The sequence below is a fragment of the Pseudomonas sp. MB-090624 genome (assembly GCF_003205245.1).
Lineage (GTDB): Bacteria > Pseudomonadota > Gammaproteobacteria > Pseudomonadales > Pseudomonadaceae > Aquipseudomonas > Aquipseudomonas juntendi.
In genome coordinates, this window is the sequence record NZ_QJRK01000011.1 from 1 (window position 1) to 13,306 (window position 13,306).

15 protein-coding genes are annotated in these 13,306 nt (G+C 63.1%); 7 read left to right on the plus strand and 8 right to left on the minus strand.

What is annotated here, in order from left to right; all coding sequences use genetic code 11:
- Positions 1-319: 319 nt before the first annotated feature.
- Positions 320-967, plus strand: coding sequence for a YceH family protein (locus DMX12_RS07865; protein ID WP_029886311.1), 648 nt, complete (start codon positions 320-322; stop codon positions 965-967).
- 4 nt (positions 968-971) lie between these two features.
- On the opposite strand, the gene DMX12_RS07870 is transcribed toward DMX12_RS07865, so the two are convergent.
- From DMX12_RS07870 to DMX12_RS07905, 8 genes are all read right to left on the minus strand, one after another.
- A complete protein-coding gene (locus tag DMX12_RS07870; protein WP_029886312.1) occupies positions 972-1,160 on the minus strand; it encodes a hypothetical protein in 189 nt (62 codons plus the stop codon).
- 487 nt (positions 1,161-1,647) lie between these two features.
- Positions 1,648-3,225, minus strand: coding sequence for an alkyl hydroperoxide reductase subunit F (ahpF, locus tag DMX12_RS07875; protein WP_110676965.1), 1,578 nt, complete (start codon positions 3,223-3,225; stop codon positions 1,648-1,650).
- A 127-nt stretch (positions 3,226-3,352) separates the two neighbouring features.
- Positions 3,353-3,916: an alkyl hydroperoxide reductase subunit C gene (ahpC, locus tag DMX12_RS07880; RefSeq protein WP_004375926.1), complete on the minus strand. Its 564-nt coding sequence runs from the start codon at positions 3,914-3,916 to the stop codon at positions 3,353-3,355.
- A 180-nt stretch (positions 3,917-4,096) separates the two neighbouring features.
- A complete protein-coding gene (gene gorA, locus DMX12_RS07885; protein WP_009683181.1) occupies positions 4,097-5,452 on the minus strand; it encodes a glutathione-disulfide reductase in 1,356 nt (451 codons plus the stop codon).
- A 188-nt stretch (positions 5,453-5,640) separates the two neighbouring features.
- A complete protein-coding gene (gene galU / locus DMX12_RS07890) occupies positions 5,641-6,480 on the minus strand; it encodes a UTP--glucose-1-phosphate uridylyltransferase GalU (RefSeq protein WP_009683182.1) in 840 nt (279 codons plus the stop codon).
- A 273-nt stretch (positions 6,481-6,753) separates the two neighbouring features.
- Entirely contained in the window at positions 6,754-7,668 is a 915-nt protein-coding gene (locus tag DMX12_RS07895; RefSeq protein WP_110676967.1) for a c-type cytochrome, read from the minus strand.
- Complete coding sequence (locus DMX12_RS07900) at positions 7,665-8,315, minus strand: cytochrome c (protein WP_054913447.1); 651 nt, start codon at positions 8,313-8,315, stop codon at positions 7,665-7,667. Before DMX12_RS07900 ends, DMX12_RS07895 begins: the two co-directional genes overlap by 4 nt.
- Before the next feature lie 145 nt (positions 8,316-8,460).
- Positions 8,461-8,820 (minus strand): hypothetical protein, encoded by a 360-nt coding sequence (locus tag DMX12_RS07905; RefSeq protein ID WP_054913448.1) that lies wholly within the window; start codon positions 8,818-8,820, stop codon positions 8,461-8,463.
- Positions 8,821-8,979: 159 nt separating this feature from the next.
- Between DMX12_RS07905 and DMX12_RS07910 the strand changes: the two genes are divergently transcribed.
- The 6 genes from DMX12_RS07910 to modC all read left to right on the plus strand — a co-directional run bounded on the left by DMX12_RS07910 (position 8,980) and on the right by modC (position 13,251).
- On the plus strand, positions 8,980-9,282 hold the full coding sequence (locus DMX12_RS07910) for a DUF1883 domain-containing protein (protein WP_003250918.1): 303 nt from the start codon (positions 8,980-8,982) through the stop codon (positions 9,280-9,282).
- 7 nt (positions 9,283-9,289) lie between these two features.
- Entirely contained in the window at positions 9,290-9,460 is a 171-nt protein-coding gene (locus DMX12_RS29420; RefSeq protein WP_165944137.1) for a hypothetical protein, read from the plus strand.
- Positions 9,461-9,502: 42 nt separating this feature from the next.
- On the plus strand, positions 9,503-10,579 hold the full coding sequence (locus DMX12_RS07915; RefSeq protein ID WP_110676969.1) for a nitronate monooxygenase family protein: 1,077 nt from the start codon (positions 9,503-9,505) through the stop codon (positions 10,577-10,579).
- 176 nt (positions 10,580-10,755) lie between these two features.
- On the plus strand, positions 10,756-11,478 hold the full coding sequence (modA, locus tag DMX12_RS07920) for a molybdate ABC transporter substrate-binding protein (protein WP_232108656.1): 723 nt from the start codon (positions 10,756-10,758) through the stop codon (positions 11,476-11,478).
- Complete coding sequence (gene modB / locus DMX12_RS07925; protein ID WP_110676973.1) at positions 11,478-12,158, plus strand: molybdate ABC transporter permease subunit; 681 nt, start codon at positions 11,478-11,480, stop codon at positions 12,156-12,158. Before modA ends, modB begins: the two co-directional genes overlap by 1 nt.
- A 1-nt stretch (position 12,159) precedes the next feature.
- A complete protein-coding gene (gene modC / locus DMX12_RS07930) occupies positions 12,160-13,251 on the plus strand; it encodes a molybdenum ABC transporter ATP-binding protein (RefSeq protein ID WP_110676975.1) in 1,092 nt (363 codons plus the stop codon).
- Positions 13,252-13,306 lie beyond the last annotated feature (55 nt).

Genomic DNA, 13,306 nt, shown 5'->3' on the forward strand with positions numbered 1-13,306 from the left:
CCACAGGAATAATTGGCCCGAAACAAACGTAGGAGCGAGCGCAGCTCGCGATTGCGCCGCGCGGGCGGCGCTCGCTCTAACAGGCGCTGCCATACCTTGTGGCAAACACCTGTCAGCCCTAAGGCGATCCCTGTGGGAGCTGGCTTGCCGGCGATGGGCTGCATCCCCGCGTCTTGACTGACCGGCATTAGGCGTAGCGCCTGATTTTCTTCGGGCTGCTGGCCGGAGCGGGTTCACCCGCTCTCACCAGCAGCCGCAATTGCCTTACACGATGGCATTACCTACCCTAGTGGCCTTTCCCCAGTAATGAGACAGGGCCATGTCAGAATACGAAACCGCCGGTGAAGGCCGCTTGAGCAGCACCGAGATCCGTGTCCTCGGCGCGTTGATCGAAAAGCAGGCCACCAGCCCGGAGAGCTACCCGCTGACCCTCAACGCCCTGGTCCTGGCCTGCAACCAGAAGACCAGCCGCGAGCCCGTCATGAACCTTACCCCGGGCCAGGTCGGCCAGGCCCTGCGCAACCTTGAAGCGCAGGGCATGACCCGCCTGCAGATGGGCAGCCGCGCCGATCGCTGGGAGCAGCGGGTGGACAAGGCCCTGGAGCTGGTACCGGCGCAACTGGTGCTGATGGGCCTGATGTTCCTGCGCGGCCCGCAGACCCTCAACGAACTGCTGACCCGCAGCAACCGCCTGCATGATTTCGACGACACCGAGCAGATCCAGCACCAGCTGGAGCGCCTGATCTCGCGCGACCTGGCCTTGCACCTGCCACGCCAGGCGGGCCAGCGCGAAGACCGTTATACCCATGCGTTGGGCGACCCGGCGGAGATCGAGGCGATCCTGGCTGCACGTCAGCAGGAGGGCGGCCAGCGCAGCAGTGGCAGCAGCGTGTCGGAGGAGCGTATCGAAGCGCTTGAAGCCCGCATCGCAGCGCTGGAAGCGCGCCTGGCAGACCTGGAAGGCTAGGCGGTCACGGCTCGGGGTCGGGGAAGTTGCGGCAGCTTTTGCGCTCGGCCAGCTCCCGGTCGCTGGGGCGCTGGTCGACGAATACGGTGCGACCGTCGGCGTAGATTTCCAGGTAACCCCAATGCAGGTCCTGCTCCGTCTGACCGGGCTTGGGCGGGACTAGCCACCAGGGTTCGCGGCTGATCAGCGTCATGATACGGCTTCCTGAGGGTGGATGCCGTAAGCATAGACAGCCTAGGTTTGATGCCTTGCGAGCGCTGGCCCCTGTGGGAGCGGGCAGGCTTTTCAAATTTTGAGAAAGACAGCTGCTCCTGCAAGTACGGCGGCAACTCCAAGCCAACGCAGACCCCCTGTGGGAGCGGGCATGCCCGCGAACACCGGCGCAGCCGGTGCCAGACACCGCGTCGCCTGCTTCGCGGGCTTGCCCGCTCCCACAGGTGAATCACGCAGGCTTTTCAAATTTTGAGAAAGACAGCTGCTCCTGCAAGTACGGCGGCAACTCCAAGCCAACGCAGACCCCCTGTGGGAGCGGGCATGCCCGCGAACACCGGCACAGCCGGTGCCAGACACCGCGTCGCCTGCTTCGCGGGCTTGCCCGCTCCTACAGGTGAATCACGCAGGCTTTTTCAAATTTTGAGAAAGACAGTTGCTCCGCCTTCGAAGGCAGGGCCAGCCCAGGCTTACGCCGGTGCCGAAGTCCGGATCAGGTGGTCGAAGGCCGCCAGCGAAGCCTTGGCCCCCTCACCCACCGCAATCACGATCTGTTTGTACGGCACGGTGGTCACGTCCCCCGCAGCGAACACCCCTGGAATGCTGGTCTGGCCCTTGGCATCGACAATGATCTCGCCGCGCGGTGACAGTTCGACAGTACCTTTGAGCCAATCGGTGTTCGGCAACAGGCCAATCTGCACGAAGATGCCTTCCAGCGCGACTTCATGCTGCTCGTCCGTGGCGCGATCCTTGTAGCGCAGGCCAGTGACTTTCTCGCCGTTGCCAAGCACCTCGGTAGTCAGCGCACTGGTGATCACTTTCACGTTAGGCAAACTGTGCAGCTTGCGCTGCAACACCGCGTCGGCGCGCAGTTGGCTGTCGAATTCGATCAGCGTCACCTGGGCAACGATACCGGCCAGGTCAATGGCGGCCTCAACACCCGAGTTGCCACCACCAATCACCGCCACGCGCTTGCCTTTGAACAATGGGCCGTCGCAGTGCGGGCAGTAGGCCACGCCACGCGCGCGGTATTCCTGCTCACCCGGCACGTTCATTTCACGCCAGCGGGCACCGGTGGCCAGGATCACGGTCTTGGCCTTGAGCGATGCGCCGCCCGCCAGGCGCACTTCATGCAAGCCGCCGTCGGCGGCGGGAATCAGCGCTTCGCCGCGCTGCAGGTTCATGATGTCGACGTCGTACTGCTTGACGTGCTCTTCGAGTGCAGTCGCCAGTTTTGGGCCTTCGGTTTCCTGCACCGAGATGAAGTTCTCGATGGCCAGGGTGTCGAGTACCTGGCCACCGAAGCGCTCGGCAGCCACGCCGGTACGAATGCCCTTGCGCGCTGCGTAAATGGCAGCCGCCGCGCCAGCCGGGCCACCGCCCACAACCAGCACATCGAAAGCGTCCTTGGCGTTGATCTTCTCGGCCTGGCGCGCACCGGCGCTGGTGTCGATCTTGCCGAGGATTTCCTCCAGGCCCATGCGCCCCTGGCCAAACAACTCACCGTTCAGGTAGATGCTCGGTACTGCCATGATCTTGCGCGCTTCCACTTCAGCCTGGAACAGCGCGCCGTCGATGGCCACGTGGCGCACGTTGGGGTTGAGCACGGCCATCAGGTTCAACGCCTGGACCACGTCCGGGCAGTTCTGGCACGACAGCGAGAAATAGGTTTCGAAGGTGAATTCGCCTTCCAATGCCTGGATCTGTTCGATCACTTCGGCACTGGCCTTGGAAGGGTGGCCGCCGACTTGCAGCAGTGCCAGCACCAGCGAGGTGAATTCGTGGCCCATGGGGATGCCGGCGAAGCGCAGGCTGATACCTTTGCCATCGGCGCCAGCACCCGGGCGGCTCAACGAGAACGATGGGCGACGGGCATCGGTGCCGTCCGCGCTGAGGGTAATGAGTGTGGACAAGCTGGCGATCTCCACCAGCAGGTCATGCAATTCACGGGACTTCGCGCCGTCGTCGAGGGAGGCAACGATCTCGATCGGCTGGGTGACCCGCTCCAGGTAGGTTTTCAGTTGCGATTTAAGCGTGGCGTCCAACATACGGGCGATTCCTTCTTCAATACTCGGATACAAAAACGCCCAGGCGAGGTCGCCCGGGCGTTTGACGGGGCGGTAGCTTGTTCAGCTTTGGCGGCTGCCTACCGCCCGCGTTGTTGCGCGCATGGCCTTAGATCTTGCCGACCAGGTCCAGCGATGGCGCCAGGGTGGCTTCGCCTTCTTTCCACTTGGCCGGGCAAACTTCGCCTGGGTGGGCAGCAACGTACTGGGCAGCTTTCACTTTGCGCAGCAGCTCAGCTGCATCGCGGCCTACACCACCGTCGTTCAGTTCGACGATCTTGATCTGGCCTTCCGGGTTGATCACGAAGGTACCGCGATCGGCCAGGCCAGCTTCTTCGATCAGCACGTCGAAGTTGCGCGAGATGACGTGGGTTGGGTCACCGATCAGCGGGTACTGGATCTTGCCGATGGTGTCCGACGTGTCGTGCCAGGCTTTGTGGGTGAAGTGGGTGTCGGTGGACACGCCGTAGATTTCCACGCCCAGCTTCTGGAACTCGGCGTAGTTGTCGGCGAGGTCACCCAGCTCGGTCGGGCAAACGAAGGTGAAGTCGGCCGGGTAGAAGAACACGACGGACCACTTGCCTTTAAGGTCGGCTTCGCTGACCTGCACGAACTCGCCTTTGTGGTAGGCGGTAGCGTTGAACGGTTTGACCTGGCTGTTGATGATTGGCATGAGAGACGCTCCTTCATGGGGTTGGAATCAGTTGATGGATAGAATCCTAACTAATCATCCCGCTGAAGGCTCATTGGCAAAGCTCATGCTCGTGATTGGTTTTGGCTATAGCCAGAGGTACTTGATAGAAGACTCGGTTGTAGGAGCGGGGTGCCCCGCCCCTTCAACGTAACGCATAGATCAACGGCTAGCCGTACGCAGGGTGACGAACTCTTCGGCGGCCGTCGGGTGCACGCCGATGGTTTCGTCGAATTGCTGCTTGGTGGCGCCGGCCTTCAGGGCAATACCCAGGCCCTGGATGATCTCGCCGGCATCAGGGCCGACCATATGGCAGCCCAGCACCTTGTCGGTGTCGGCATCGACCACCAGCTTCATCAGGGTCTTTTCCTGGATGTCGGTCAGGGTCAGTTTCATGGCGCGGAAGCGGCTTTCGAATATCTGCACCTTGTGCCCTGCCGCCAGCGCCTGTTCTTCCGTCAGCCCCACGGTACCGATTGGCGGCTGGCTGAACACGGCTGTGGGGATGTTCTGGTAGTCCACCGGGCGGTACTGTTCGGGCTTGAACAGGCGCCGTGCCACCGCCATGCCTTCGGCCAGCGCCACCGGGGTCAGTTGCACCCGGCCAATCACGTCACCAATGGCCAGGATCGACGGCGCGGTCGTCTGGTATTGTTCATCGACCCGGATATAGCCACGCTCGTCCAGCTCGACGCCGGTGTTTTCCAGGCCTAGGTTGTCCAGCATCGGGCGTCGGCCGGTGGCATAGAACACGCAGTCGGCCTGCAACTCGCGGCCATCCTTGAGCGTGGCCTTCAGGCTACCGTCTTCAAGCTTGTCGATGCGCTGGATATCGGCATTGAACTGCAGGTCGAGGCCGCGTTTTTCCAGCTCTTCCTTCAGGTGGGTACGTACCGAACCATCGAAACCGCGCAGGAACAGGTCGCCACGGTACAGCAACGAAGTAGCCGCCCCCAGGCCCTGGAAGATACCGGCGAACTCGACCGCGATGTAGCCACCGCCGACCACCAGCACCCGGCGTGGCAGGCTCTTGAGGTAGAAGGCTTCGTTGGAGGTGATTGCCAGTTCCTTGCCTGGAATGTCCGGCACCTGCGGCCAGCCGCCGGTGGCGATCAGGATGTGCCTGGCACTGTAGCGTTGGCCCTCCACTTCCACTTCATTGGCCCCGGTCAGGCGCGCGTGCCCCTGCAGCAGGGTCACCCCGCTGTTCACCAGCAGGTTACGGTAGATGCCGTTCAGGCGCTCGATCTCACGGTTCTTGTTGGCAATCAGGGTGCCCCAGTCGAAGTGCCCTTCTTCCAGGGACCAGCCGTAACCGGCAGCCTGTTCCAGTTCATCGGCCACATGCGCACCGTAGACCAGCAGCTTTTTCGGCACGCAGCCGACGTTGACACAGGTGCCGCCCAGGTAACGGCTTTCAGCCACTGCCACTTTTGCACCAAAACCAGCGGCGAAGCGCGCAGCGCGCACCCCGCCGGAGCCGGCGCCAATCACGAACAGATCAAAATCGTAGGCCATGTGTTCTCTCTCCTAGCAGGCGCCCAGCATAACGCACTGAGGCCGCTTTGCAGCCCTTCGTGGCAGACCCGCCCCCATCAGGTTGGCGCACACCAGGGGCATGCGCGGTAACTGTAGGAGCGGGCCTGCCCGCGAAGGGCCGCGCAGCGGCCCCAGTCATCGCAATGGTGCTACAAGCAGCGGCTGTATCAGTAAGCCTTGCCAGTCTTGTAGTAGTTCTCGAAGCAGAAGTTGGTCGCGTCGATGTAGCCCTCGGCGCCACCGCAGTCGAAGCGCTTGCCCTTGAACTTGTAGGCGATCACGCAGCCGTTCTGCGCCTGCTGCATCAGCGCGTCGGTGATCTGGATTTCGCCGCCCTTGCCTGGCTCGGTGTTCTTGATGATGTCGAAGATATCCGGCGTCAGGATGTAACGGCCAATGATCGCCAGGTTCGACGGCGCATCTTCCGGTGCAGGCTTCTCGACCATGTTGGTAACGCGGAAGATGTCGTCACGGATCATGTCACCGGCGATGACACCGTACTTGTTGGTTTCCTGAGGGTCGACTTCCTGGATGGCGATGATCGAGCAGCGGAACTGGTTGTACAGCTTGACCATCTGGGTCAGCACGCCGTCGCCTTCCGGGTTGACGCACAGGTCGTCCGCCAGCACCACTGCAAACGGCTCGTCGCCGATCAGCGGGCGCCCGGTGAGAATGGCATGGCCCAGGCCTTTCATTTCGGTCTGGCGGGTGTACGAGAACGAGCACTCGTCCAGCAGGCGGCGGATACCGACCAGGTATTTCTCCTTGTCGGTGCCCTTGATCTGGTTTTCCAGCTCGTAGCTGATGTCGAAGTGGTCTTCCAGGGCGCGCTTGCCGCGGCCGGTCACGATGGAGATTTCGCTCAGGCCGGCATCCAATGCCTCTTCAACGCCATACTGGATCAGTGGCTTGTTGACCACCGGCAGCATTTCCTTGGGCATGGCTTTGGTAGCAGGCAGGAAGCGCGTACCGTAGCCGGCTGCCGGGAACAAGCATTTCTTGATCATATACGTCCTTACAAAAGGCTAGGCCTGTGGAATTCGGCGCAGTCTAATCAGGCGGCAGAAACCTTACAATGCCTGACCTGCGGCCGACCGATGGGTAGATAGAGATAAGCAAGTGTAGATAGTTCCGAGGGATCGCAAATATCGCCAGCAGACATGCAATTGAAATACCACAAATCACGCCTGCCTGTGGCGGCCTCCTGGCGAGTAAACCTGCTTCCACAACCACCGTTGCAGGTCAGGCTTACCCGCGCAGCGTTCGCTACACACACCCCTTCAGCTACCGGTCCCCTGCCCGACCAGCACGCCATCGACCTTCTGCCCATACAGGTTCACGCCGTCATTGGCATGGAATTTCACCCGCGTCTTCTCGACAGAGCCTTCTACCAGGCGGGGATCCTGCGGCCGTTCATGCCGGTTGATCCATGCCGCAACATCCCAGGCCTGCTGGTCGCTGAGGCTGCCCGGCTTGCCCAGTGGCATGTTGTACTTGATGAAGGATGCCGCCGTGTTGATACGGTGCATACCGGCGCCCCAGTTGTAGCTGTCCTTGCCCCACAGCGGCGGCATCACATATTCGCCCGCCACTTTCTGCCCTTCACCGTTGTCACCATGGCAAATCGCGCATTGCTCGCGGTACACCTGCTGGCCACGCGTGAAGTCGTACCCGCCTGCAGGCTGCGCGACTTCCGGGTAACCGCGCCCGGCAATTTCGACGCCGGTCGGCGCCTTGGTCGACAGCCAGTACGCGTACACCGACAGCGCCGTCATCTGCGGGCTGTCCGCGGCCGGCGGCTTGCCATTCATGCTGAACTGGAAGCAGCCCTGGATGCGCTCGGCAAAGGTGTTGACCTTGTCGTTTTTCTTGCGATAGGCGGGGTACATGGGGTACGCGCCCCACAGTGGCGCGGAATGGGCCATACGCCCCTGGTCGAGGTGGCAGTTGCTGCAGTTCATGCCGTTGCCCACCGCCTCGGGCATCAGCCGGCGGGTATCGACGAACAAGGCATGGCCTTCACGCACCATCTTGCCGAAGGCATTGGCGGGCAGCTCGTCTTCCGCCGGGGGCGTGAACTGCAGGGCGGCCTGCTTGCCGGGGACCTTCAATTGCGACTGGTCTTCCATGGCGATAGGCGCGGCCTGGGCACTGCCCACAACCAGCAGCAACAGAGCGGGGATCAGCGGTTTCATGGTTTGACCTCCTGGCTGGCGGGGCGGGCGAAGAACTCGGCAACAGCCTTGATCTCGTCATCGGTCATGGCCTTGGCCACGCCGACCATCAGCTGGTTCGGGTCATTGCTGCGGCTGCCGTCGCGCCAGGCATTGAGCTGCGCTACCAGGTAACTGGCAGGCTGCCCGGCCAAAGGCGGGAAGTGTTCGCCAACGCCACCGCCACCCGGACCGTGGCATTGCACGCAACCAGGGATATGCCGGTTCCAGTCGCCGTACAGGGCCAGGCGGGTGGTAGGGTCGCCGGCAATCTGCTGGCGGCGCCCATCGACGACCTCGACTGCCGGCAGGCTGGCCAGGTAGCTGCTGACGGCGGTGATTTCCTCTTCGCTCAGGGCCTTGGCCAACGGCTCCATCACCGCCTGCTTGCGGCTGCCACTGCGCCAATCATGCAATTGCTTGCTGAGGTAAGCAGCCGGCAGGCCGGCCAGCCGCGGAAAGCCCGCCGCAGCGATGCCCTTGGCGTCCGGGCCATGGCAACCCAGGCAGGCCAGGGCGGCGGGGTTGGCCCCGCCCTGGGTGAAAATTTTCTGGCCATCGGCGGCATGCGCCCCGGGCCAGGCCAGGATCAGCAGGCTGCCGATCACGACGCGACTCAACGGTGTCATCACGAATCTCCATTTCTTTTGTTATAAGCTTAGGCTTAAAAAACATAAGCAAATGGATACTAGCCCCGTCGGGGAAATCGCAACAACGTCAGGCCGGCCGATCTGATGGCCAATAGCCCATTAACCGCCCCTTACTTGCCTCAGATCAACTCCCCGAGATGCAGTGGGTAGCTGCCGTGCGCACATCGCCCAGGCGCAGCGGGAAGTTGCTCAGCCGCTCATGCAGCTTGATGCTGCTGCCGCCGCCACGCTCATCGATATCCAGCAGGGCGGCCGGGCCAGCACCTGCTGTCAGCTTCTGCGGCACCGTCAGGCGCAGGCCGTCACCGCGCCGCTCTTCCACCAGTGGGTCACGGCTGTCGGCAAGCTGCGCCTTGACGCAATCGGCATACTCGCGGGGCGTCTTGCCAGAAATCACATCCAGGGTCGCATGCGATTGCTCCAGCTCGGAAACACTGACACAGCCACCCAGTGCCAGTGTCAACGCGGCCACCATCCACTTCATCTGTCATACCTCAACTTGTACGAACCCCGTTCGACCACCGTCAGGCAGTTTTGCTCCGTGCTTTGGCAGAATTATCCAAGCCCGGCGAACAGCGCGGCAGTATAACGGCACATCGTGGTATCTTTTGCCTTTGCTGAACCAAACCTTGCGGAGCATCACATGAAATTCGTACACCAGCGCGAGCACCTCAATGAGGACGACATCGTCGTCATCGAGTGTTCCCAGCGCTGCAATATCCGCCTGATGAACGACGCCAACTTCCGCAGCTTCAAGAACGGCGGCCGTCATACCTACCACGGCGGCCACTTCGAGAAGTTTCCGGCGAAGATCACCGTGCCCAGCACCGGGTTCTGGAATATCACCATCGATACCGTGACCACCCGCCCGATCTCGGTTACCCGCAAGCCCACCCTCACCCACAAGATCAAGATCATCCGTCGCTCGTCGTCGAAACTCAGATAAGGCCACCATGACCCAGACCATCAAGTACGTGATCAAATACAAACTCGACGGCCAGCGTCGCTGGGACTTCGCGCTGATGCCCGACGCCTCGCAGGCGCAAGCCCTCGAAGCCTTGCGCAAAATCCATGGTGAAGACGCCGACAAGATCAGCGACATTCAGGTCAGCAAGGCCCTGTAGTAGTAGCCGCCGCACCGTTCGCCCAGCGCAAGGAGACCTCGCATGCGCCACTGGCCCGACCGCCGCATCCTCGACCTGCTGGGCATTGAGTTGCCCATTCTGCAGGCCCCCATGGCGGGGGCAACCGGCTCGGCCATGGCCATTGCGGTGAGCTCGGCCGGCGGCCTGGGCGCCCTGCCCTGCGCCATGCTCAACGGTGAGCAGGTGCGCGCCGAAATTGCTGCATTCCGCGCCGGCTGCCCGGGGCGCCCCTTGAACCTGAACTTTTTCTGCCACCAGCCACCCGCGCCCGACGCCGAGCGCGACGCGCGCTGGAAGCAGGCGCTCGCCCCCTACTACAGCGAAGTGGGGGCGGATTTCGCGGCGCCCACCCCGGTCTCGAACCGTGCGCCTTTCGATGAGGCGAGTTGCCAACTGGTCGAACAACTGCGGCCGGAAGTGGTGAGCTTCCACTTTGGCTTGCCCCAGGCCGACCTGCTGCAACGGGTACAGGCCAGCGGTGCCAAGGTGCTCTGCACCGCCACTACCGTGCAAGAGGCCGTCTGGCTGGAGCGCAACGGCTGTGACGCCATCATCGCCATGGGTTATGAAGCCGGCGGCCATCGCGGCATGTTTCTCAGCGACGCCATCACCAGCCAGATCGGCACCTTTGCCCTGGTACCGCAGGTGGCCGACGCGGTCCGCCTGCCGGTCATCGCCGCCGGTGGCATCGCTGACCATCGCGGCCTGGTGGCGGCCCTGGCCCTGGGCGCATCTGCCGTGCAGATCGGCACGGCGTACCTGTTCTGCCCCGAGGCCAAGGTTTCGCCAGCACATCGGCAGGCGCTGGACAGTGCGCCTGCCAGTGACACGGCGCTGACCAACCTGTTTACCGGCCGCCCGGCCCGCGGCATCAACAACCGTATCATGCGCGAGCTGGGGCCGATGAGCGCGCTGGCACCAGCGTTTCCGCTGGCGGGCGGGGCATTGATGCCGTTAAGGGCAATCACCGAGCCGCAGGTCAACAGCGACTTCAGCAACTTGTGGTCAGGGCAGGCGTTGCGGTTGGGGCGGCCTATGCCGGCCGAGGCGCTGACCCGGGAGATCGCGGCCAAGGCACTGGCCAGGGTTGCCGGGTAGCCCGCGCCTGCGCAGCCTGCGGCAACCTTTCGTTAGCCCGCAATCACACCATCCTTGCGAATGCACCCAGCAGCCCTTCCCGGCAACTGGCCTATCGCTATATAGTTGTGAATATAACGATACCCCAAGGAGCTGCCTGCATGCGTATCCGCCCGTCTCACCTGGCCTTCACTGCCATGGCCAGTCTGTTTGCCTTCAACACCGCCTGGGCCGACGAGGTTCAAGTGGCCGTCGCGGCGAACTTCACGGCGCCCATCCAGGCCATTGCCAAGGACTTCGAACACGACACCGGCCATACACTGGTCGCGGCTTACGGCGCCACGGGGCAGTTTTACGCCCAGATAAAGAACGGCGCGCCCTTCGAGGTGTTCCTTGCCGCCGATGACACAACCCCGAAAAAGCTCGAGGAAGAAAAGCAGATCGTCCCCGGTTCACGCTTCACCTACGCCATCGGCACCCTGGCGCTGTGGTCGGCGAAAGATGGCTACGTCGACGCCAAGGGCGAGGTGCTGAAACAAAACGCATTCAGCCACCTGGCCATCGCCAACCCCAAGGCCGCGCCATACGGCCTGGCCGCCACCCAGGTACTGGACAAACTGCAGCTTACCGCGGCCACCAAACGCAAGATCGTCGAAGGCCAGAACATCACCCAGGCTTTCCAGTTCGTCTCCACCGGCAATGCCGAACTGGGTTTTGTCGCGCTATCACAAATCTTCAAGGACGGTAAAGTGACCCAAGGCTCGGCCTGGATCGTACCGGCCAACCTGCACGACCCGATCCGCCAGGACGCCGTACTGCTCGACAAAGGCAAGGACAACGCTGCCGCCAAGGCCCTGATCGAATACCTGAAGGGGCCAAAGGCCGCCGCCCTGATCAAGTCCTACGGTTATGAAATCTGATGCCGCTGGATGCCAGTGACCTGGGTGCCATCTGGCTGACCGTCAAACTGGCCAGCCTGACCACGGTGATCCTGCTGATCATCGGCACGCCGGTCGCCTGGTGGCTGGCGCGCACGCGCTCCTGGCTACGCGGGCCGGTGGGCGCGGTGGTGGCGCTGCCGCTGGTGCTGCCACCGACCGTCATCGGCTTCTACCTGCTGATCGCCCTCGGCCCCCACGGCTGGCTCGGCCAGGCCACCCAGGCCATGGGCCTGGGCACCGTGGTGTTCAGCTTCACCGGCCTGGTCATTGGTTCGACCGTCTATTCCATGCCCTTCGTGGTCCAGCCATTGCAGAACGCCTTTGCCGCCATCGGCCAGCGCCCGCTGGAGGTCGCGGCCACCCTGCGCGCCAGCCCGTGGGACTGCTTCCTCCATGTGGTGCTGCCGCTGGCACGCCCCGGTTTCGTCAGCGCCAGCATTCTCGGTTTTGCCCACACCGTGGGCGAATTCGGTGTGGTGCTGATGATCGGTGGCAACATCCCCGACAAGACGCGCGTGGTTTCGGTACAGATCTTCGATCACGTCGAGGCCATGGAATATTCACAAGCACACTGGCTGGCCGGCGCCATGCTGGTGTTCTCGTTCCTGGTGCTGCTGTTGCTGTACACCGGGCGCCGCGGTAAAGCCGGCTGGAGCTGAGATGACTGCATCGATAGTGGCGCGCCTGAACCTGCCACGTGACGACTTTACCCTGGACGTAGACCTGCGCCTGCCCGGCCGCGGCATCAGCGCCCTGTTCGGTCAGTCCGGCTCTGGCAAGACCACTTGCCTGCGCTGCCTGGCGGGGCTGGAGCGGGCTGCCAACGCCTATGTCGAGGTCAACGGCGAGGTCTGGCAGGACAGCAGCCGTGGTTATTTCCGCCCTCCCCACCTACGCCCGGTGGGCTATGTATTCCAGGAGGCCAGCCTGTTCCCACACCTGTCGGTGCGCGCCAACCTGGAATTCGGCTGGCGCCGCCTGGCGGCCGCCGAACGCAAAGTCAGCCTGGGCCAGGCCAGCCAGCTGTTGGGTATCGGCCATTTGCTGGAGCGCCGCCCGGCGACTTTGTCGGGTGGTGAGGCGCAGCGGGTTGGCATCGCCCGCGCCCTGCTCAGCAGCCCGCAGCTGCTATTGATGGATGAGCCGCTGGCCGCCCTCGACGGCCCACGCAAGCGCGAGATACTGCCGTACCTGGAACGCCTGCACGGTGAGCTGGACATCCCGCTGGTGTATGTCAGCCACGCACAAGATGAGGTGGCACGCCTGGCCGACCACCTGGTGCTGCTGGAACACGGCCGAGCCGTGGCCAGCGGCCCCATTGGCGAAACCCTCGCCCGCCTCGATCTGCCGCTGGCCCAGGACGATGACGCCGGGGTGGTGTTCGAAGGCCGGGTGGTGGGGCACGACCCGCGCTACGACCTGCTCGACCTGCGCCTGCCCGGCGAACATGGGCCCTTGCTACGCATCGCCCATGCCGCCCGGGCCATGGGCGACACCTTGCGGGTCAAGGTGCAGGCGCGTGACGTAAGCCTGGCACTGACAGCTGACAGCACCTCGAGCATCCTCAACCGTTTGCCGGTACAGGTGCGCGAAACCCGCCCCGCGGCCAACCCGGCGCATGTACTGGTCAGCCTGGACGCTGGCGGCAACCTGCTGCTCGCGCGCATTACCCGGTTTTCGGCAGAGGAGCTCGCCCTGCACGCAGGGCAGGTCGTGTACGCCCAGATCAAATCGGTGGCGCTACTGGGCTGAGCATACCTGACACGCGTGTTGTCCATTGATCAGTGATCTGATCGAGGCCAAACAC

Bases quoted from the DNA above. Each gene is read 5' to 3' on its own strand.
- DMX12_RS07895 (WP_110676967.1), bottom strand. From the start codon at position 7,668: ATGAAACCGCTGATCCCCGCTCTGTTGCTGCTGGTTGTGGGCAGTGCC.
- DMX12_RS07900 (WP_054913447.1), bottom strand. From the start codon at position 8,315: ATGACACCGTTGAGTCGCGTCGTGATCGGCAGCCTGCTGATCCTGGCC.
- DMX12_RS07910 (WP_003250918.1), top strand. From the start codon at position 8,980: ATGAAATTCGTACACCAGCGCGAGCACCTCAATGAGGACGACATCGTC.
- ahpC (WP_004375926.1), bottom strand. From the start codon at position 3,916: ATGCCAATCATCAACAGCCAGGTCAAACCGTTCAACGCTACCGCCTAC.
- DMX12_RS07870 (WP_029886312.1), bottom strand. From the start codon at position 1,160: ATGACGCTGATCAGCCGCGAACCCTGGTGGCTAGTCCCGCCCAAGCCC.
- modA (WP_232108656.1), top strand. From the start codon at position 10,756: ATGGCCAGTCTGTTTGCCTTCAACACCGCCTGGGCCGACGAGGTTCAA.
- ahpF (WP_110676965.1), bottom strand. From the start codon at position 3,225: ATGTTGGACGCCACGCTTAAATCGCAACTGAAAACCTACCTGGAGCGG.
- DMX12_RS07915 (WP_110676969.1), top strand. From the start codon at position 9,503: ATGCGCCACTGGCCCGACCGCCGCATCCTCGACCTGCTGGGCATTGAG.
- DMX12_RS29420 (WP_165944137.1), top strand. From the start codon at position 9,290: ATGACCCAGACCATCAAGTACGTGATCAAATACAAACTCGACGGCCAG.
- modC (WP_110676975.1), top strand. From the start codon at position 12,160: ATGACTGCATCGATAGTGGCGCGCCTGAACCTGCCACGTGACGACTTT.
- galU (WP_009683182.1), bottom strand. From the start codon at position 6,480: ATGATCAAGAAATGCTTGTTCCCGGCAGCCGGCTACGGTACGCGCTTC.
- DMX12_RS07865 (WP_029886311.1), top strand. From the start codon at position 320: ATGTCAGAATACGAAACCGCCGGTGAAGGCCGCTTGAGCAGCACCGAG.
- modB (WP_110676973.1), top strand. From the start codon at position 11,478: ATGCCGCTGGATGCCAGTGACCTGGGTGCCATCTGGCTGACCGTCAAA.
- DMX12_RS07905 (WP_054913448.1), bottom strand. From the start codon at position 8,820: ATGAAGTGGATGGTGGCCGCGTTGACACTGGCACTGGGTGGCTGTGTC.
- gorA (WP_009683181.1), bottom strand. From the start codon at position 5,452: ATGGCCTACGATTTTGATCTGTTCGTGATTGGCGCCGGCTCCGGCGGG.